Genomic DNA, 21,502 nt, shown 5'->3' with positions numbered 1-21,502 from the left:
GCAACCGCGACATGACCCGCACCACGACCGTCGAAGACGTCCTTCCGCTGACGCCACTGCAAGAGGGCCTGTTGTTCCACGCCCGGTTCGACGAGAGCGGACCGGACGTCTACACGATGCAGTTCTCCGCGCTGCTGGAGGGACCGCTCGACGTGGTCGCCCTGCGCGCGTCCTGTGCCGAACTGCTGGCCAGGCACCAGAGCCTGCGCGCCTGCTTCCGGCAGGACCGCGAGGACCGCACCGTGCAGGTGGTCCGCCGCGAGGTCGCGCTGCCGTGGCGTCAGGTCGACCTGGCCGGCCACACCGGCACCGAGCAGGCGGAGCGGCTGGCCGAACTGACCCGGTCGGCGCAGGGGGACCGGTTCGACCTGTCCCGGCCGCCGCTGCTGCGGTTCCTGCTGGTGCGATTGGGGCCCGACCGGCACCGGTTCATCGTCACCAACCACCACATCGTGGTCGACGGCTGGTCAACGTCGGTGCTGATCAACGAGTTGTTCCAGCTCTACGCGCGCGGCGGCGACGGCACGGGGCTGCCCGCGCCGACCCCGTACCGCGAGTTCTATTCCTGGCTGGCCCGACAGGACAAGCCCGCCGCCGAGCGGGCGTGGGGTGCCGCGCTGCGGGACCTGGCCGGGCCGACCCTGCTGGCCCCGGCCGACCCGACCCGCCAGCCGCTGGTGGCCGACGAGATCTCCATCGAGCTGCCCGAGGACCTGTGCGCGCGGCTGCGCGGTTTCGCACTGAGCCGCGGCCTGACCCTGAACACGGTGTTCCAGGGCGCGCTGGGACTGGTGCTGGGCGGGGTCACCGGTCGCGACGACGCCGTCTTCGGCGCCACGGTGTCCGGCCGTCCCGCCGAGCTGCCCGGCATGGAGTCCATGGTCGGCCTGTTCATCAACACCGTCCCGGTGCGGGTGCGCCCCGGCCACCGTGAGACCGCTGCCGAACTGCTGGCGCGCGTGCAGGCCGAGCAGGCCGCGCTGGTGGCCCATCAGCACCTCGGGCTGGTCGACATCCAGCGCGCGGCGGGCGTCACCGAGCTGTTCGACACCCACTTCGTGTTCCAGAACGTCCCAGTCGGCTCCGCTCTCGGCGACAGTCCTTTCCAGATGTCCGATGTGGACATCCAGGGCGGCACGAACTTCTCGTTGAGCGTCACGGTCCGCGCTGTCGGCGCGGCGCTCGGGCTCGACGTGGAGTACCGCGCCGACCTGCTCGACCGCGCCTTCGCCGAGGGCGTCGCCGCGCGCCTGGTCCAGGTGCTGGAGTCGATCACCGACGACCCCGACCAGCCCGCGCGGCGGATCGATCTCCTGCTGCCGAACGAGAGCGCGCTGGTGGCGCGGTGGCACGGGCCGACGGCCGCGCCCGCCGAACTCCCGCCCGCGGTGTTCGCCGCCCAGGTCGCCGCCACCCCCGACGCGGTGGCGGTGGTGTGTGACGGCGTCAAGGTGACCTTCGCCGAACTGGACCGCCGGGCCAACCGGCTGGCCCGGCTGCTGATCGCCCGCGGTGTCGGCCCCGAGAGTCTGGTCGCCCTGGTGCTGCCGCGCTCGGTTGACCTGGTCGTCGGGCTGCTGGCCGCGTGGAAGGCGGGCGGCGCCTACGTCCCGGTCGACCCGGCCTACCCCGACGACCGGGTGGCCATGATGCTCGCCGACGCCGATGCGGCCGCCGTGGTGACGCTGGCCGAACACCGCTCGCGGGTGGCGGGCACCTCGGTGGTCGTGCTCGACTCGCCGGACACCGCCGCCGTGCTCGCGGGCTTCGACCCGCGCCCGCTGAGCGCCGTGGAGCGGCCAGGGGCGACCGAGGCCTGCCACCCGGCGTACGTGATCTACACCTCCGGTTCGACCGGGCGACCCAAGGGCGTGGTGGTCAGCCACGGCGGCCTGGGCAACCTGATCGCCCACCACCGCGCCGAGGTGATCACGGCCGACCGGCCCAAGCGGGTCGGCCTGATCCAGTCGCTGTCGTTCGACGCGTCCTGGAACCTGTTGGCCTGGCTGCTCACCGGGCACGAGCTGCACGTGTTCGACGACGAGCTCCGCCGCGACGTCACCGGGTTGGTCGCCTACGCTCGCGAGCACGCGATCGACGTGCTGGAGGCCACGCCCACCTACGCCGAGGAACTGCTCGCGCAAGGTCTGCTCGACGGCGACGTCCGCCCGTCGGTGCTCTTCCTCGGCGGCGAGCCCGCGGGCGCGCGGCTGTGGCACCGCCTGCGTTCAATGAGCTCGAACAGCACTATCGGCACGACTGACCTGCGAACAGCCGCGGCTGCGGTTGTCTCCGTCGACGGTGTCGCCACGTTCAACATGTACGGCCCGACCGAGTGCACGGTGGTCACCGCGATCGGCAGGCCCGCCCACAGCGAGCGCCCGGTGATCGGCAGGCCGGTGCGCAACACTCGCGCCTACGTCCTGGATCCCGCGCTGCGCTTCGTGCCGCCCGGCACCACCGGTGAGCTGTACCTGGCAGGCGATCCGCTCGCCCGCGGCTACCACCGCAGGCCTGCGCTGACCGCCGAGCGCTTCGTCGCCGACCCCTACGGTCCACTTGGGACCAGGATGTACCGGACCGGCGACCTGGTCCGCTGGACCGCCGACGGGCAACTGGAGTATTTGGGCCGAGCCGACCACCAGGTCAAGATCCGCGGGTTCCGGGTCGAGCCGGGCGAGGTCGAGGCCACCCTGCTCGGCCACCCGTCGGTGGCCAGGGCGGCGGTGGTAGCCCGCGCCGACGGCGACACCGGGCCGCGCCTGGTCGCCTACGTCGTCTCCGCCGGCGGCGAGCTGGACTCGCTGCGGTCCTTCGCCGAGGCGCGGCTGCCGGACTATCTCGTCCCGGCCGCGTTCGTCGAACTCGACCAGCTTCCCTTGGGGGCCAACGGCAAGCTGGACCGAGCGGCGTTGCCGGAGCCGGATTCGCGCGGCTCGGCCGCCCGTGGGCCGCGCTCGGCCCGCCAGGAGATCCTTTGTGGACTCTTCGCCGAGGTGCTCGGCGTCGACTCCGTGGGGGTGGACGACGACTTCTTCGCCGTCGGCGGGCATTCGCTGCTGGCCACCCGGTTCGTCAGCCGCACGCGCGGTGTCTTCGGCGTGGAACTCTCTTTGCGCACCCTGTTCGGTGCGCCGACCGTGCGCGAACTCGACCGCTACCTGGACCTGGCCTCCGGCGCCCGTCCGGCGCTGACCAGGCGGGAGCGGCCCGAACAGGTGCCGCTGTCGTTCGCCCAGCGGCGGATGTGGTTCCTGAACCGGCTGGAGGGCCCGAGCGCCACCTACAACATCTCCGGGGCACTGCGGCTGCGCGGACCGCTGGACCGCGACGCCCTGGCCGCCGCGCTGACCGACGTCGTCGGCCGACACGAGGCGCTGCGCACCGTGTTCACCGACGTGGAAGGTGAGCCCTACCAGCGAATTCTTGGTGCGGACCAGGTCGGGCTCACCCTCGCGGTGGTCGACTGCGACGCCGCCGGGCTCAAGCCCGCCCTGCACGCCGCGGCCGTGCGCCCGTTCGACGTGGCCGCCGGTGAGGTTCCGATCCGCGTCGAGCTGTTCGCCGCGGGTCCCGAGGAGCACGCGCTGCTCGTGGTGGTGCACCACATCGCCTCCGACGGCTGGTCGATCGCTCCGCTGCTGCGCGACCTGGGCACCGCCTACACCGCGCGCCGCGCCGGACACGGCCCCGACTGGGAACCGCTGCCGGTGCAGTACATGGACTACAGCCTCTGGCAGGCCGAGCTGTTCGGCGCCGCCGACGATCCCGAGAGCCTGGTCGCCAAGCAGCTCGACTACTGGGGCACCCAGCTCGCGGGCACGCCGGAGTGCCTCGCGCTGCCGACCGACCGACCTCGACCCGCCGCCGCGAGCCATCGCGGTGACACCGTCCGGTTCCGGGTCGACGCCGACCTGCACGCCCGGATCGCCGACCTGGCCCGCGCGGGCGGGGTCACCCTCTACATGGTCCTGCACGCGGCGCTGTCGGCGATGCTGACCAGGATCGGCGCGGGCACCGACATCGCGGTCGGCTCGCCGATCGCCGGCCGCACCGACGAGGCCCTCGACGACCTGGTGGGCTTCTTCGTCAACACCCTCGTCCTGCGGGTCGACACCGCGGGCGACCCCACCTTCCGGGAACTGCTCGCCAGGGTCCGCGAGACCGACCTGGCCGCGTACGCCAACCAGGACGTGTCGTTCGAGCGGGTGGTCGAGCACGTCAACCCGACGCGCTCGCTCTCGCACAATCCGCTGTTCCAGATCCTGCTCATGCTGTCGAACACGCCACCCGCCGCGGGACTGCTGCCCGGCCTGACGATCGACATCGAGCCAGTGGACACGGCCACGTCGAAGTTCGACCTGACCTTCCGCGTCAACGAGTCCCACCGGCCGGACGGCACCCCGGACGGGCTCGACTGGGACCTCGAGTATGCCGTGGACCTGTTCGAGCGCGACACCGTGCTGGCCATCGCCGACCGGCTGGTCCAGGTGCTCGACGCGGTCACCATGGCCCCGGAGGCGGCGCTCAGCGCCATCGACGTCGTGCTGCCGCGCGAGCGGCGGCGCGTGCTGGAGCAGTGGCACGGCCGGACCGAGGCGCCGGGCCCGCTGCCCGTCGAGGTGTTCGGCAGGCAGGCCGCCGCTACCCCGAACGCGGTCGCGGTGGTGTGCGCCGACGAGTCGGTGACCTTCGCCGAACTGGACCGCAGGGCCAACCGGCTGGCCCGCCTGCTGGTCGCCCGCGGCGTCGGCCCGGAGCGCCTGGTCGGGCTGATGCTGCCCCGCTCGGCCGAGGCGCTGGTCGCCTTGCTGGCGGTGTGGAAGACCGGCGGCGGCTATGTGCCGATCGACCCGTCCTACCCGGCCGACCGGGTGCGGTTCATGCTCGACGACGCCCGCCCGACCGTGGTGCTCACCGCGGGCACGCCGGTCGAGGGAGTGGCGTCGGTGGTGCTCGACGCGCCCGAGACCCGCGCGGAGCTGGCAGGCCTGGCCGACGGCCCGCTCGATGTGGTGGTGGAGCGGCGGCACCCGGCGTACGTGATCTACACCTCCGGCTCGACCGGCAGGCCCAAGGGCGTGGTGGTGTGCCACGAGAGTCTGGCCGGGCTGTTCGACTTCCACCGCCGCGAGGTGATGGCCCCCGCGGCCACCGCCGCGGGCCGGGCGCTGCGGGTGGCGCTGATCGCGTCGCTGTCCTTCGACGCCTCGTGGAACCTGGTGTTCTGGATGCTGGCGGGCCACGAGCTGCACGTGCTCGACGACGACGTGCGCCGCGACGTCACCGCGCTGATCGACTACGTGCGGGGCCGTGGGATCGACGTCCTGGAGGCCACGCCCAGCCACGCGGAGGAACTGCTGGAGCAGGGTCTGCTCGACGGCGGCACCCGACCTTCGGTGGTGTTCCTCGGCGGCGAGGCGAGTGGCCCCCGGCTGTGGGAGCGGGTGCGGGCGGCCACCGGTGTCACCGCGTACAACCTCTACGGGCCGACCGAGTGCACGGTGGTGACCGCGGTCGGCAGGCTCGCCGACAGCGAGCGCCCGGTGATCGGCCACCCGATGTGGAACACCCGCGCCTACGTGCTCGACGGCTCGCTGCGCCCGACCCCGCCGGGAACCCCCGGTGAGCTGTACCTGGCGGGCACCCCGCTGGCCCGCGGCTACCACGGCAGGACGGCACTGACGGCGGAGCGCTTCGTCGCCGATCCGTTCGGGCCCAACGGGTCGCGGATGTACCGCACGGGCGACCTGGTCCGCTGGACGGCCGCGGGCGTGCTGGAGTTCCTCGGCCGGGCCGACGACCAGGTCAAGATCCGGGGCTTCCGGATCGAGCCCGGCGAGGTCGCCGCCGTGCTGGCCGACCACCCGTCGGTCACCCGGGCCGTGGTGGTCGACCGCGAGGACACCCCAGGTGCCCGGCGCCTGGTGGCCTATGTCATCGGCACGGCCGACGAGGCGGAGCTGCGCGCGCACGCCGAGGATCGGCTGCCCGAGTACATGGTGCCGTCGGCGTTCGTCGCGATCGAGGAGGTTCCGCTCACCCCGAACGGCAAGCTGGACCGCCGCGCCCTGCCCGAGCCGGGCACCAAGGCGGCGCCGACCTCGCGCGGTCCGCAGTCTCCTCGCCAAGAGAAGCTGTGCGAGCTGGTGGCCGAGATCCTGGGCCTGGAGTCGGTCGGCATCGACGACAACTTCTTCACCCTGGGCGGGCACTCGCTGCTGGCCACCCGGTTCGTCAGCAGGGCACGCGCCGCGCTCGGCGTCGAGCTGTCGCTGCGCACGCTGTTCCAGGCGCCGACGGTGGCCGGGCTGGACGAGCTGCTCGACCAGGCAAAGCCCGCCCGCGCCGCCCTGCGGGCGCGGCCGCGTCCGACCACTGAGGACACTCGATGATCCCGCTGTCGTTCGCGCAGCAGAGGCTTTGGTTCCTCAACCGGCTGGAGGGCCCGAGCGCGACCTACAACATCAGCGGGGCGCTACGGCTGCGCGGACCGCTGGACCACGTGGCGCTGGCCGCGGCGTTCGGCGACGTCGTGGTCCGGCACGAGGCGCTGCGCACTGTGTTCGGCGAGGTCGACGGCGAGCCCTACCAGCGGGTCCTGCCCGAGGCCGACTCGCGGCCGGACTTCTCGATCGTCGGGTGCGCCCCCGACGAGGTCGCCGAATCGGTGCGCGCCGCGGCGGGGTACGTCTTCGACCTCGCCGCGCCGACACCGCCGATCCGGGCCACCGTCTTCGCGATCGGGGCCGAGGAACACTCCCACATGAGTGCCGCGGTGGGGGACCGGGCGCATGTGAGTTGCCCACCGCCCGATCCGGTCGCCGAACACGTCCTGCTGCTGACGGTGCACCACATCGCCGCCGACGGCTGGTCGATCGCGCCGCTGCTGCGCGACCTCGGCGTGGCGTTCGGCGCGCGGCGCTCTGGCGCGGCCCCGGACTGGGAGCCGCTGCCGGTGCAGTACGTGGACTACACGCTGTGGCAGCGCGAACTGCTCGGCGACGCGAGCGACCCGGACAGCCTGCTGGCCGAACAGCTGGCGTATTGGGGCAAGGAGTTGGCAGGCCTGCCCGAGTGCCTGACGCTGCCCACCGATCGCCCGCGCCCGCCCGCGTCGAGCTACCGCGGCGGCAACGTGTCGCTGGTGATCGAACCCGAGACGCACGCCAGGATCGCGGAACTGGCACAGGCGAACGGCGCCACGGTGTTCATGGTCCTGCACGCGGCGGTGGCCGCGCTGCTGTGCGGGCTCGGCGCCGGGACCGACATCCCGATCGGGTCGCCGATCGCGGGCCGCACCGACGAGGCCCTGGACGACCTGGTCGGGTTCTTCATCAACACACTGGTCCTGCGCGCCGATGTCAGCGGCGACCCGACGTTCCTGGACCTGCTGGCCAGGGTGCGCGACACCGACCTGGCCGCCTACGCCAACCAGGACGTCCCGTTCGAGCGGGTGGTGGAGTTGCTCAGCCCGCCGCGGTCGAGCGCGTACAACCCGCTGTTCCAGGTCATGCTGGCGCTGCAGAACAACCAGCGGGCGGCGAATCTGCTGCCCGGCCTTGAGGTCGAGGTCGAGCCTGTCGGCGTGGCGACTGCCAAGGTGGACCTGACGTTCGCACTCGCGGAGTCCTTCGATCAGGGCAGGCCGGACGGGATCCGGTGCGACATCCAGTTCGCCGTCGACCTGTTCGACCGGGCCACGGTCGAGGACTTGGCCGAGCGGCTGGTCCGGGTACTGACCGCGGTCACCGTCGACCCGACTGTCGCAGTGTCCGAAGTGGACATCATGGGTGCCGCCGAACGCCACCGGGTGCTGTCCTGGAGCAGGCCCGCGTTCGCCGACCCGATGCTGACGGGTAACGGTAGTCCCGCGAGCCGCCCGGCGGGATCAGATGCGTCGGGTAGCCGTCGTGCTCGGGCGCGACGATCCGCGTCGTCGCTGGCCGAGTCGTTCGCCAGGCAGGCCGCCGTTTCCCCGGACGCCGTCGCGGTCGCCTGCGACCGCGAGGAGCTGACCTACGCCGAGCTCGCGAGTCGGGCGAACCGGCTCGCTCGGCGCCTGATCGCCGACGGAGTCGGACCCGAGGATCGGGTCGCGCTGCTGCTGCCCCGTTCTGTCGAACAGGTGGTCGCGGTGGTGGCAGTGGCGACCACGGGGGCGGCATACGTCCCGGTCGACCTCGCCTACCCGAGGGAGCGGGTGGAGTACGTGCTCGCCGACGCCGCGCCGAAGTGCCTGATCACCACGTCCGAGTTGGCCGATGGCGGCTGGGCGTGCCCGGTGCTCACCACGGACGCAGGTAAGTTCTCCGACGCCCCGGTGACCGACGCCGACCGCGTCCGGCCGCTGGTCGACGCGCACGCGGCCTACGTCATCTACACCTCCGGCTCCACCGGCAAGCCCAAGGGCGCGGTCATCACCAACCGCAACGTCCTGCGGCTCTTCGACTCCACTGAGGCCTGGTTCGGGTTCGGCCCGGATGACGTGTGGACGATGTTCCACTCGTACGCCTTCGACTTCTCCGTCTGGGAGATGTGGGGCGCGCTGCTCTACGGCGGCAAGCTCGTGGTGGTGCCGTTCGAGGTGAGCCGCAGCCCGCAGGACTTCCGGCGGCTGCTCTCCGACGAGGGTGTCACCGTCCTCAACCAGACCCCGTCGGCCTTCTACCAGCTGATTGAGGCCGACCGCGACACCGACCTGCCGCTGGCGCTGCGCTGGGTGGTCTTTGGCGGCGAGGCCTTGGAGCCCGCGAAGCTGCGCGACTGGTACGCCAAGCACACCGACCCGGTGCTGATCAACATGTACGGGATCACCGAGACCACCGTGCACGTCAGCTACCTGGCGCTCACCGGGCCCGACCACGCGGGCATCGGCGTGCCGATCCCCGATCTGCGCATCTATGTCCTGGACGAGCGGCTACGCCCGGTGCCGCCCGGGGTGGTCGGCGAGATGTATGTGGCGGGCGAGGGGCTGGCCAGGGGATACCTGGGGAGGCCGACGCTGACTGCCGAACGATTCGTCGCGTGCCCGTTCGAGACGGGCCAGCGGATGTATCGCACGGGTGACGCGGCTCGGTGGACTCGTGGCGGTGAACTCGTGTACGTGGGTCGGGTCGACCAGCAGGTCAAGATCCGGGGATTCCGGATCGAGTTGGGCGAGATCGAGGCCGCCGTGGCCACGCATCCGTCGGTGGGCCAGGTCGCCGTGATCGCCCGGGAGGACACTCCTGGCGATCAGCGGCTTGTCGCCTATGTGGTGCCCGAGGCGGACGGGGCACTTCACGGGCACGTGGCGGCGATGCTGCCGGACTACATGGTGCCCTCGGCGTTCGTCGGGCTGGATCGCCTTCCCTTGACCACCAACGGGAAGCTCGACCGCCGTGCCCTGCCTGCCCCTGAGCGCACGGCTACCGGCCGCGCGCCGCGCACCGGCCGTGAGGAGATCCTTTGTGGACTCTTCGCGCGCACCCTCGGGGTCGACGCGGTCGGCGTGGACGACAGCTTCTTCGCCTTGGGCGGCCACTCGCTGCTCGCCACCCAGCTGATCAGCCGCGTCCGCGCCGCGTTCGGCGCCGAATTGTCGGTGCGCTCGCTGTTCCAGACGCCCACGGTCGCGGGCTTGGCCGCTGTCCTCGACAACGGGGAGACCGCGCGGCGCGCGGTGCGGCCGGAACCCCGGCCGGACCGAGTCCCGCTCTCGTTCGCCCAGCAACGGCTTTGGTTCCTCAACCGGTTGGAGGGCCCCAGCGCCACCTACAACATCCCAGGCGCGCTGCGGTTGCGCGGGCCGGTGGATCTTGCCGCGCTGGAGGCCGCGCTCGGCGACGTCGTGACCCGTCACGAAGCGCTGCGCACCGTGTTCGCCGACGTGGCGGGGGAGCCCTGCCAGGTCGTGCTCGCCGACCATCGGCCCGAGCTCGCGGTGGTCGAGTGCGCCGAAGCCGAGGTGTCCGAGCTGGTGCGCGCGGCGGCGGGCGCCGTGTTCGATCTCGCCGCGCCGCAGTTGCGGGTGACGTTGTTCGCGACGGCGCCGCAGGAGCACGTGCTTCTCGTGGTGGTGCACCACATCGCCGCCGACGGCTGGTCGATGGGTCCGCTGTTGCGCGACCTCGGCACCGCCTACCAGGCCCGAGTCGCGGGCCATGGGCCCGGCTGGGCGCCGCTGCCGGTGCAGTACGCGGACTACACGCTGTGGCAGCGTCGACTGCTTGGCGACGCGAACGACCCGCGGAGTCTGCTGTCCGAGCAGCTGGCCTTCTGGGGGGCGAACCTCGCGGGCTTGCCCGAGTGCCTCGCCCTGCCCACCGACCGGCCCCGGCCCGCCGTCTCGAGCTATCGCGGTGGCACCGTCTCGGCGCTGATCGACGGGCACCTGCACGCAGGCATCACGGACTTGGCCCGGTCGAACGGCGTCACAGTGTTCATGGTGCTGCACGCGGCGCTGGCGGCACTGCTGACGCGGCTGGGTGTGGGCGGCGACGTCCCGATCGGGACCCCGGTCGCGGGCCGCGTCGACGAGGCGCTCGATGACCTGGTCGGCTTCTTCGTGAACACCCTGGTCCTGCGCACGGACACCACGGGTGACCCGACGTTCGCCGAGTTGCTGGATCGGGTGCGCGACACCGACCTGACCGCGTTCGCCCACCAGGACGTGCCGTTCGAGCGGGTGGTCGAGCACCTGAACCCGCCGCGGTCGCTGTCCTACAACCCGCTGTTCCAGGTCATGCTGGTCCTGCAGAACACCCCAGGGGCGGCGGGCGTCCTGCCCGGCGTCGAGATCGCGCCCGAGCCGGTCGGCGCGGCCACCGCCAAGGTCGACCTGACCTTCGCGCTGGCGGAGACGTTCGACGACGACGGCGGGCCGACCGGGATCCGGTGCGACGTCCAGTTCGCCGTCGACCTGTTCTACCGGGCCACGATCGAGGATCTTGCCGAGCGGCTGGTCCGGGTGCTCACGGCGGTCACCGCCGACCCGGCTGTCGCTGTGTCCGAAGTGGACATCATGGGCGCGGCGGAACGCCATCTGGTGCTCACCGAGTGGAATCCGGCGGCGTCGTTTGAACTGGGCACCGGCACCCTGCCTGAGCTGTTCGCCCAGCGGGCGGCGGCCATGCCGGACGCGGTGGCGGTGTCCTGTGGCGCCGAGTCGCTGACCTACGCCGAGCTGGCCGCGGCCGCCAACGGTGTCGCGCGTGAGCTGATCGCCGCGGGCGTCGGCGCGGAGGACCGGGTGGCGCTGCTGCTGCCGCGGTCGATCGGGCAGGTGGTCGCGCTGCTGGGCGTGGTGACGGCTGGGGCCGCCTATGTCCCGGTCGATCCGACCTATCCGGCCGACCGCGTGCGCTACGTGCTCGATGACGCGCGTCCCGCGCTGCTCATCACGATCGAACCGGACGCGCCATGGTCAGGCCCGGTCATCACGCTGGACTCGATCGACGCCGACCCGAATCCGGTCACCGACGACGATCGGCGTTCGCCGCTGCGGCTGGAACATCCGGCCTATGTGATCTACACCTCGGGCTCGACCGGCAAGCCGAAGGGCGCGGTGATCACCCACCGCAACGTGGTCCGGCTGTTCGAGTCGACCGAGCCCTGGTTCGGCTTCGGCGCCGACGACGTGTGGACGATGTTCCATTCCTACGCCTTCGACTTCTCGGTGTGGGAGATGTGGGGCGCGCTGCTGTACGGCGGCAGGCTCGTGGTCGTCCCGTTCGACATCAGCCGGAGCCCGAGCGAGTTCTTCCAGTTGCTCGCCGATGAGCGGGTCACGATGCTCAGCCAGACCCCGTCGGCCTTCTACCAGCTGATCGAGGCCGACACCGGGGCCGAGCTGAGCCTGCGGCACGTGGTGTTCGGCGGCGAGGCACTCGAACCCGGCCTGCTCGGCGACTGGTACGGCCGCCGCCCGGACGCGCCGGAGCTGGTGAACATGTATGGGATCACCGAGACCACCGTGCACGTCAGCTATCTGCCGCTGACCGCGGGCACTGGTGGCGAGCGCGCGGGCAGCCCGATCGGCCGCCCGATCCCCGACCTGCGCACCTACGTCCTCGACGCGCGGCTCCAGCCGGTGCCGCCCGGGGTGGTCGGCGAGCTGTATGTAGCCGGCGAGGGCCTGGCCAGGGGGTACCTGGGGAGGCCGACGCTGACTGCCGAGCGGTTTGTCGCGTGTCCGTTCGAGACGGGCGAACGGATGTATCGCACGGGTGACGCGGCTCGGTGGACTCGTGATGGCGAACTCGTGTACGTGGGTCGGGTCGACCAGCAGGTCAAGATCCGGGGTTTCCGGATCGAGTTGGGCGAGATCGAGGCCGCTGTGGCCTCGCATCCGTCGGTGGGCCAGGTCGCCGTGATCGCCCGCGAGGACACTCCTGGTGACCAGCGGCTCGTGGCCTATGTGGTGCCCGAGGCGGACGCGGCACTTCACGGGCACGTGGCGGCGATGCTGCCGGACTACATGGTGCCCTCGGCATTCGTCGGACTCGATCGTCTTCCCTTGACCACCAACGGGAAGCTCGACCGCCGTGCCCTGCCCGCCCCCGAGCGCACGGCCACCGGCCGCGCGCCGCGCACCGGCCGCGAAGAGATCCTTTGTGGACTCTTCGGCGAGGTGCTCGGACTGGACTCGGTGGGCGTCGACGACAACTTCTTCGCCATGGGCGGCCATTCGCTGCTGGCGGCCCGCCTGGTCGGCCGCGTCCGGGAGAGCCTGGGCGTGGACCTGCCGGTCCGCGCCCTGTTCCAGGCGCCGACCGTGCTCGGCCTGGCCGACGCCATCTCCTCGGGAACACCCGCGCGGATCGATCCGGTCGTGCCCATCCGCCCCCACGGCGACCAGCCTCCGCTGTTCTGCGTCCACCCGGTGTCGGGGGTGGCGTGGTGCTATTCGGTGCTACAGCGCCATGTTCCTGATGGCCTGCCATTGCACGGCCTGCAGATCGATCTCGACACCTGGCCGCTCGACCTCGACGAGCTGACCGCGGGCTACGCGCGCCGGATCAGGGAGGTCCAGCCCGAGGGACCGTACCGGCTGCTGGGCTGGTCGCTGGGCGGGAACATCGCCCACGCCGTCACCGCCAGACTTCAGCGCGAGGGCGCCGAGGTGGAACTGCTGGCCCTGCTCGACTCGTTCCCGCCCGACGGGCAGTCGACCCTGCCGGACTGGGGCGACCAGATCGAGCGCGCTCTGCTGACCACGATGGCCCAGGACCTCGGGTTGGCCGTGGACGACGACACCGACCGGCTGCGGTCGGCGGTGGCGGCCGGATTCGGCCTGCCAGAAGACATGCTGACCCGCCTGGCCGACGCGTCGGGCAACCTCATCCGGGTCCTGGTGGGCGCCCCGACCGACGTGGTCGACGGCGACATCCTCTACGTGACCGCCGAACGCAGCGCCCGCACCCGCGGCGGCGGTGCGGACCTCTGGCGGGACTTCGCCACTGGGCGGATCGACGACCACGGTGTCGACTGTGGACATTTCGACATGATGAAGCCTGCGCCGATCGCGTGTGTTGGTCAGTTGGTGACGGCGTGGTTGGGGGAGCGGTGAAGATGGCCGCGCGGCCAAGTGCGTTGGGTGAGAGTCAGTTGGTCACGATGTGGTTGGGGGAGCGATGACGCAGGTGGCCGCGCGGCCCAGTGTGCTGGGTGAGCGGAACTTCATGCTGTTCTGGGCCGGGCAAGCCGTCAGCAAGACCGGCGGCGCGGTGACCACCGTCGCCCTTCCGCTGGTCATGATCCAGGTCCTGAGCGCGGACGCGTTCACGATGGGCGTGCTCAACGCCGCGATCTGGTTGCCCTGGTTGGTGATCGGCCTGCAGGCAGGCGCCTGGGCCGACCGGGTGCGCAAACGCCCGCTCATGATCGCCTGTGACATCGCGTCGGCGGTGCTGTTGGCCAGTGTGCCGGTCGCGGCCTGGCTCGGGGTGCTGACGCTGGCACACATCCTGTTTGTTGCGTTCGCCGTCGGCTGCGCGACCGTGCTCTTCACCGCCGCCTACAGTGCCTACGTCCCCTTCCTCGTCGGCCGGGACAACCTGCTGGGGGCCAACTCCCGCCTGCACATGACCGAGCAGGCGGCCAAGGTCGCCGGGCCAGGCATCGGCGGTGTCCTCGCGACCGTGACCGGCGCGGTGGCGGGTCTGATGGTGGACGCGGCGAGCTTCGTGGTGTCGGCGCTGTGCCTGCGGTCGATCCGGGCCGTCGAGCCCGCCACCGAACCCAAGCCGCGGCGCGGCATCCTCGCCGAGGTGGCGGAGGCCCTCAAAGTCGTGGTCCGCGACCCCTACCTGAGCGTGCTCACCCTGCACTCCGGCGCGGTGAACTTCTGCATGGCGGGGCTGCAGGCGCTGTGGGTGCTGTTCCTGGTGCGTACCGCGGGTCTCGGCGGCTGGGTGGTCGGCGCGCTCACCGCGGCCATCGCCATCGGCGGCGTGCTCGGCGCCACCCTGGCCCCCTGGTATAGCCGCCGTGTCGGGTCGGCCAGGGCGCTGCGGCTGGGCAGTCCGGTGACCGCGCTGTTCGGGCTGCTGTTCCCGCTGGCCGATCCCGGCATCGGCATCGTGCTCGCCCTGGTCGGGGTGATGGGGTCGAGCATGGGGACCGCGGCCAACAGTGTGATCGCGGTGAGCTTCCGCCAGGCGTACTGCCCGCGCGAGATGCTCGGCCGGGTCGCCATGAGCATCCGGTTCGTGATCTTCGGCGTCAACCCGATCGGCAGCCTCCTCGGCGGCGTGCTCGGCACCGTCCTCGACCTGCGCACCGCGATCTGGATCCTCGTGATCGCCAACATCGCCGCGGGTTTCACGTTGTACATCGGCCCGATCCGCACGGGCCGCGACCTGCCTGTTCCCACACCTGAGGAGAAAGCATGACCGTCCCCAAGCAAAGCGATCCACCCAAACAGGCACCGTCCAGCGGAGCCCAGCAGGTCGGCAGGCAAGATCCCTCCAGTATCCGCGACACCGCGGCCGACAGCCTCGATGTCCGCACGGACGCGGGCAAGCCACCCATCGCGACCATCGCGGACATCCCGGACATGGTCGCCGCGGCGGAGTGGCTGACCACGAACCTGCCCAGGATCCGGGCCACCGTCCAGCGGCTCGGCTGCGTGCTGGTCCGGGGTCTGCCGGTGGTGACCACAGCGGACTTCGCGGTGGTCAAGGACCTGCTGCTGCCCAGCCCGGCTGGCTACCGGGAGAAGGCGACGCCGCGATCCGACTACGGCCACGGGGTGTTCTCGTCGACCGACCTGCCCGCGGTCCAGCCCATCCGCCTGCACAACGAGAACAGTTACACCCTGGAGTTCCCGGGCTTCCTGCTGTTCGGCTGCCTTATCGCCCCCCACGAGGGCGGCGCCACCACCGTCGGCGACATGCGCGAGGTGCTGCGCCTGCTCCCGGACGACCTGCGGGCACGGTTCGCGGAGAAGGGGTGGCTGCTGGTCCGCAACTACTCCGATCTCGCGGGCCTGCCGTGGCGCACCAGCTTCGCCACCACCGACAAGGCCGAGGTCGAACGCTACTGCGCGGAGAACACCGTCGGCTACGAGTGGACCGAGGACGACTCGCTGCGCACCCGCCAGCGCCGCTCCGCGATCATCACCCACCCCGTGACCGGCGAGCAGGTCTGGTTCAACCACACCGCTTTCTGGAACCACTGGACCCTTGACGACGAGGTGCGTGAGGTCCTGATCGAGGCCTTCGGCGCGAACGGCATGCCCTTCTGCACCTTCTTCGGCGACGGCACCCCCCTCACCCAGGACGAGGCCGACGCCCTCAACAAGGCCTACGACCAGGTGACCATGCGCGAGTCCTGGCAACCGGGCGACGTGATGCTGGTCGACAACATCCTGTGCGCCCACGGCCGCGAGTCCTACAAGGGCGACCGCAAGATCGTCGTCAGCATGGGCGACCCGATCGCGCTGTCCGACTGCGCCCCGACCACCGAACCGGCGGCCGTGACCGCGTGAGTATTCAGGGTCGAGTGGGGCGGTGGCGCCCCACTCGACCCTGAACCGCTTACGGGTACCGGGTTTCGATCGCCTCGATGATCCGCGGCCGCAGCTCGGCGGCCCGGATCACGGCGTCGACCGAGCCGACTTCGACCGCGCGTTCGATGTTGTGGACGCGGTCGAACTCGACCGCGACCTCGCCGAGTTTCTCGGTCCGGACCGCAGCGCGCAGCTCGTCCAGCTCGGCGGTCAGCGCGGCCCGGTCCGTACCGACGGCCGCCGCGCTCCGGGTCTCCAGGTCCCGCACCCGCGGGTCGGCCGCGGTCCGGGCCGCGACCTCGCGGGTGAACACCACCGCCGCGGCGGGGGCACCGCCGAGCACGGAGGCGAACGAGCCCTCCAGCGCGAGCACCGTCATGTTCGGGTTCAGCGCCTTGGAGAACACCACGAACGCGCCGCCGTGGTACCTGGAGATCACGCAGAACACGATCGGTCCGCGGAAGTTCACGATCGCCCGCCCGATCTCCGCGCCGTACTCGAGCTGGAGTTTGCGCATCGACTCGGGTGAACCGTCGAACCCGGACAGGTTCGCCAGCACCACCAGCGGCCGGTTGCCGCTCGCCGCGGTGATCGCCCTGGCCACCTTCTTCGACGACTTCGGGAACAGGGTGCCCGCGGTGTAGGTGTCCGGGCCGTCGGTGGGCGGGAAGCCGCGCCGCTGCACCGACTGGGACTCGATTCCCACCAGGCAGACCGGGATACCGCCCAGGTGCGCGTCCTGCACCACGGCCGTCTCGGCGTCGGCCATGCCCGCCCAGCGTTCCAGCACCGGGCGGTCCTGATCGGACAGTGCCCTCATCACGACCCGGATGTCGAAGGGCTTCTTCCGGTCCGGGTTCGTCGCGGCGGAGAAGATCTGCCCGACGCTGGTGAAGTCACTGTCCGGCACCTCGTGCGGGTAGCCGGTGACGTCGCGGTCGCGCGGGTCGGTGGTCTCCACCCGGCGAGGCCCGGCCTCCCCAGGAGCGACATAGGTGTGGTCGTAGTACGTCATCAGCAGTTCCCGGGCCGCGGCCAGGTCCGGTGCCCAGTACTGCGCCTGCCCGTTGGGACCCATGACGCGGTCGTAGCCGCCGATCCCGAAGTTGTCCTCGGCGGAGACGCCGCCGGAGAAGTCCAGCGACTGCTTGCCGGTGAGCACCATGGCCGAGTCGGGCGTCATCACCAGGATGCCCTTGGTGTGCATGAGCATCGTGGCCTCGGCGTTCCAGTACGGCTGGGCGCCGACATTGATGCCCGCCACCACGATGTTGATCTCACCGCCGTCCTGGGTGAACGTGACGATCCGCTTGAGCGCGGCGGCCACCCAGTCCATGTTCTCGGTGCCCGACTCCATGGAGATGCGGGCACCGGAGGACAACGCGTACCACTCCACCGGCACCTGGAGCCGTTCGGCCAGGTCGAGCCCGGCGATCACCCGGCGGCACTCCGGTTCGGACAGCGCCCCGAGCGAGGTGGTCGGGTCGCCGAGCAGCACGACCCGGGTGACGCCCTGCGGGTGCCGCGCGGTCGGGGTGCTGACGACGCCCGCGACGATGGCGGCGGAGTTGCTTCCCCGTGGCCGGTCCACCGGCACCAGCGTGTGGTCCGCGTCCAGGTCGTACTCGGTGAACTCGCCAATCACGCTGGTGATCTCGTAGGGGTACACGGTGTTCCGGCTGCTCGCCCGCAGCACCTTCTGGCGGTAGCCGTCCAGCGGCGCGATAGGCGCGTCGGACGGCTCGCCGATGGTGAGAGCCGGGTTGCCCGCCGCGTCGAAGGTGATCCGCAGCGCGATCCGCACCAGCTCACCGGTCTTCGGGTTCCGCTGCCGGAGGATGAACTCGATCTCCTCAAGGCAGGCCCCCGCGGTGGTCGGCAGGATCCGCTTGGCCAGCTGCTCCAGTTCGGCGGGGGTGATGTCGCTGGCAGGCCAGACGTAGACCACGACGCGGTTGGTGTTGAACCGCGTCGCCGACGACCGCCGGGACTGGGCGCGGCGGATCGAGTCCAGGCAGGTCGCCAGGGTGTTCTCCGCGGTCGGCAGGGCCACCAGGCGGCCGTCGTGGTCGCGCAACCCCACCAGGTCCCTGATCTGGGTGAAGGCGACCAACCGCTCGTCGGCGCGGTTCCCTCGGGCGACGCAGTGGAACAGGTACACGTCCTCGTCGGCGGAGGGCAGGCGCGTGAGGTCGAACTCGCGCAGCCGCTCCAGCCGCATCCGCTGGGCGATGTACGGGTGCAGGCCGCGGATCAGCCGGTCCTCGGCCATGCCCGAGTCCGACGGGCGGAAGGTGACGTGCTGGTGCATCACCTCGTCGCCGCGGCCCGCGACGGCGATGGTGAGCCTGCGGACCTGTGCGGGCAGCGGGTGCGCGTTGACCACGGCGGCCAGTTCGGTGGCCAGCTCGGCGGCGTCCTCCGGCTGGTCCCGCCACGCCAGGTAGATGTCGGCTTCCAGCGGGCCCGCGCCCGCGGCCAGCGCGCCGAGGCCCCGCAGCGCCTCGTCCAGGGCGTCGTGGCGAGCCGCGGTGGACACCACGGTGAAGTCGGTGCGCTCGGCGGTCACGAAGGTCCGACCGCCGATCTCGCTGGTTTGGATGTCCACGAGGCGCTGGTTGCCGTAGTACCGCCGGGTCAGCACCTCCAGCATGATCGCGTTGTCGCGCGTGTTCCGCTCCAGGTACTGGCTGAGCAGCCGCACCAGGGGTTCGGTGGTCCGCACCATCTGGGCGATCCGCTCACCGCGGTCCGCGGCGTCCGGGTCGGCGGCCAGGTGCCGAACGTGCCTGCGGACGTCGGCGTACACCCTGGCCCGGTTGCGGCGCAGCAGCGGCTGGCCGAGCCAGGCGAACACGACGCCGCGAGCGAGGTCGGCGACCACCGGGAACCGGACCTGGGTCGCGGACACCAGGTGTTCCATGGCGAGCCCGACCGGTTCGCGCAGCGCGTCGTCCGGCGGCGGCTCCCGCAGCCAGGCGCGCAGCAGCGTGGCGACGACACCCGCGTCGGCGGACGCGCGCTGCTGGGCGAGGAAGATCCGGAACACGGCTGATTCCAGCTCCGGGGTGCGTTCCAGGTCGGTGACGCCGTAGTGGCTCAGCGCCTTGGCGAGCCTGACCCGGAACTTCTCCGGCAGCCCGGCCCGGTCAACGTCGAGGCTCTGCAGGTAGGTGTGGAAGTACTCCCGCGCGCTGTGCAGGTGGCCTTCGCCCGCGACGTCCTCGCCCGCGGGCCGGTTGCGGCTCAGCTCGGCCAAGTCGGCGAACGCGGTCATCAGGCCTACTTCGGCCGCGAGCGGCCGGTGGCCCGTCTCGATCGCGGTCCGCCTGGCGGCGAGGTAGTCCTGCAGCACCCTGCCCTCGTCGTGCGGGTCCACGTCGAAGCCGAGCAGCTGTCCGCTCAGCTCCTGCACGAGGCGCTCGACGCGCTCGGTGGCCGAGACCCGCGGGAGGGCCGCGGCCAGATCCAGTTCCACCGGTTCTGCTGCCTCGGCGTCCGCCGCGCCGGTCTCGGCGAGCGGTTCCAGCCGCAGCAGCGGGGCGCCGGTCTCCACCTGGCTGCCCACGGCCACCGCGCACTCCTTGATCCGGGCGGCGAACGGCGCCCGGATCACCGTCTCCATCTTCATGCTCTCGAGCACGAGCACCGGCGCCCCGGCCGCCACCTCGGCCCCGGCCGCGACCGGGGTGGCCACGACCAGCGCGGGAGCGGGGGAGCGCACGACGCCACCCTCGTCGCGGCTGACCCGGTGCGCGACCCCGTCGACCTCGACCAGGACCACCGGGCCCGCGGTGCCCAGGAGCAGGCGGTGCCGGGTGCCGTTGACGCAGATCCGGCCGGAGTGCTGGTCGAACCGGTCGAGTTCGACGTCGGCGGTGCGGACGTCGCCGCCCGCCTCGATGCCGACCCGGAACCGGATCGCCCCGACCCTGGCGACCCGCACCCGGTACGTGGCGCCGCGCAGCTTGAGGTCGAGCTTGCGGCCGCTCTCGTGCCGCACCTGCGGGCGGCCGCCGAACGCGGTGGACAGCAGCCGCTGCCGTTCGGCGCTCTCCTCTTCCTCGTAGGCCTGGATGGCGGCCGCGGCGATGGCCACGGCGGAGTGACGCCGCGCGACGAGCCTGCCTTCGCCGCGGACCCGGTCGATCCAGCCGGTGTCGGCGCTGGCGTCGACCACCTCCGGCTGGTCGAGCAGGTCGAGCACGAAGCTCTTGTTGGTCGCGCCGCCGTCGATGATCACCGTGGTGTCGGCCATGGCCCGGCGCAGCCTGCTCAGCGCCTCGGCCCGGTCGCGGCCCTGGGCGATGATCTTCGCGATCATCGAGTCGAAGTCGGCGGGGATGGTGTCGCCCTCGCTGAACCCGGTGTCCACCCGGATACCGGGGCCGGAGGGCAGGTCCAGCCTGGCGATGCGGCCGGGGGACGGCGCGAAGTCCCGGTCCGGGTCCTCGGCGTTGAGCCGGGCCTCGACGGCGTGTCCCCGCTCGACCGGCGGCTCCCCCTCCAGGCGGTTCCCGGCCGCCACCCACAGCTGGGCCTTGACCAGGTCGAACCCGGTGGTGGCCTCGGTGATCGGGTGCTCCACCTGTAGGCGGGTGTTGACCTCCAGGAAGGCGAACATCTCGGTCCCGGGGTGGTACAGGAACTCCACGGTGGCGGCGCCGCGGTAGCCGACCGCGACGGCCAGCCGCTCGGCGGAGGACTTGAGCTCGGCGGTCTGCGCGGCGCTGAGCACCGGGGACGCCGACTCCTCGATGATCTTCTGGTTGCGCCGCTGGATCGAGCAGTCCCGCACGCCCAGCGCCCACGCGGTGCCCTGCCCGTCCGCGATCACCTGCACCTCGACGTGCCGGGCGCCGGTGACGAGGCGCTCCAGGAACACGACCCCGCTGCCGAAGGCCCGCGCGGCCTCCTGACTGGTGCGCTCGTAGGCGTCGGTCAGGTCGGCCGCGCCGGTGATCACGCGGATGCCCCGCCCGCCGCCGCCCGCGGTGGCCTTCAACATCAGCGGGTAGCCGATCCCGGCCGCGGCCGCCAGGGCGGCGTCCAGCGACTCCACCGGTCCGCGGCTCCACGGCGCGACGGGCACGCCGACCTCTTCGGCGATCAGCTTGGACCCGATCTTGTCCCCGAGCTTGCGCATCGCCTCGGCGCTCGGGCCGACGAAGGTGACGCCGACCTCCTCGCAGAGCGAGGCGAACGCCGGGTCCTCGGCGACGAAACCCCAACCCACCCAGGCGGCGTCGGCCCGGGTCTCGACCAGCGCCTTCTTGAGCACCTTCAGGTCGAGGTAGGGGCGGGCCGACGCGGGCCCCAGGTCGTAGGCGACGTCGGCCTCACGGACGAACGTGGCGCCGCGGTCGACGTCGGTGTGCAAGGCGATCGTCTCGACCGCCGTCCCGGTCTCCGCGGTCAGTTCCCGGGCGGCGTGGATGAGCCGCATCGCGGCCTCTCCACGGTTGACGATCGCGATACGGCGGAACACCCGACCGACCTTCCCTCTGC

General features: G+C 71.7%; 5 protein-coding genes. 4 read left to right on the top strand and 1 reads right to left on the bottom strand.

What is annotated here, in order from left to right:
• The first annotated feature begins 11 nt into the window (after positions 1-11).
• The 4 genes from BN1701_RS15070 to BN1701_RS15055 all read left to right on the top strand — a co-directional run bounded on the left by BN1701_RS15070 (position 12) and on the right by BN1701_RS15055 (position 15,973).
• Positions 12-6,395 carry a non-ribosomal peptide synthetase gene (locus BN1701_RS15070; protein WP_157367997.1) on the top strand — a complete coding sequence of 2,128 codons (6,384 nt, stop codon included), beginning with the start codon at positions 12-14 and terminating at the stop codon, positions 6,393-6,395.
• The gene (locus tag BN1701_RS15065; RefSeq protein ID WP_054049372.1) at positions 6,392-13,552 is read left to right on the top strand and encodes a non-ribosomal peptide synthetase; all 7,161 of its coding nucleotides are present in this window, start codon (positions 6,392-6,394) and stop codon (positions 13,550-13,552) included. The genes BN1701_RS15070 and BN1701_RS15065 overlap by 4 nt, the downstream gene beginning before the upstream one ends.
• Positions 13,553-13,616: 64 nt before the next feature.
• Positions 13,617-14,876, top strand: a complete 1,260-nt coding sequence (locus BN1701_RS15060) for an MFS transporter (protein WP_054049370.1) — start codon at positions 13,617-13,619, stop codon at positions 14,874-14,876.
• Positions 14,873-15,973: a TauD/TfdA family dioxygenase gene (locus BN1701_RS15055; protein ID WP_197672097.1), complete on the top strand. Its 1,101-nt coding sequence runs from the start codon at positions 14,873-14,875 to the stop codon at positions 15,971-15,973. Before BN1701_RS15060 ends, BN1701_RS15055 begins: the two co-directional genes overlap by 4 nt.
• A 49-nt stretch (positions 15,974-16,022) precedes the next feature.
• Here BN1701_RS15055 and BN1701_RS15050 read toward each other — a convergent pair whose 3' ends face one another.
• Positions 16,023-21,482 carry a carboxyl transferase domain-containing protein gene (locus BN1701_RS15050; RefSeq protein ID WP_054049368.1) on the bottom strand — a complete coding sequence of 1,820 codons (5,460 nt, stop codon included), beginning with the start codon at positions 21,480-21,482 and terminating at the stop codon, positions 16,023-16,025.
• Positions 21,483-21,502 lie beyond the last annotated feature (20 nt).

Origin of the sequence: Alloactinosynnema sp. L-07 (genome assembly GCF_900070365.1) — a bacterium.
In the GTDB taxonomy this organism is placed as follows: domain Bacteria; phylum Actinomycetota; class Actinomycetes; order Mycobacteriales; family Pseudonocardiaceae; genus Actinokineospora.
Note: the sequence above shows the minus strand (reverse complement) of the source record. Positions and strands in the feature narration are given on the sequence as shown.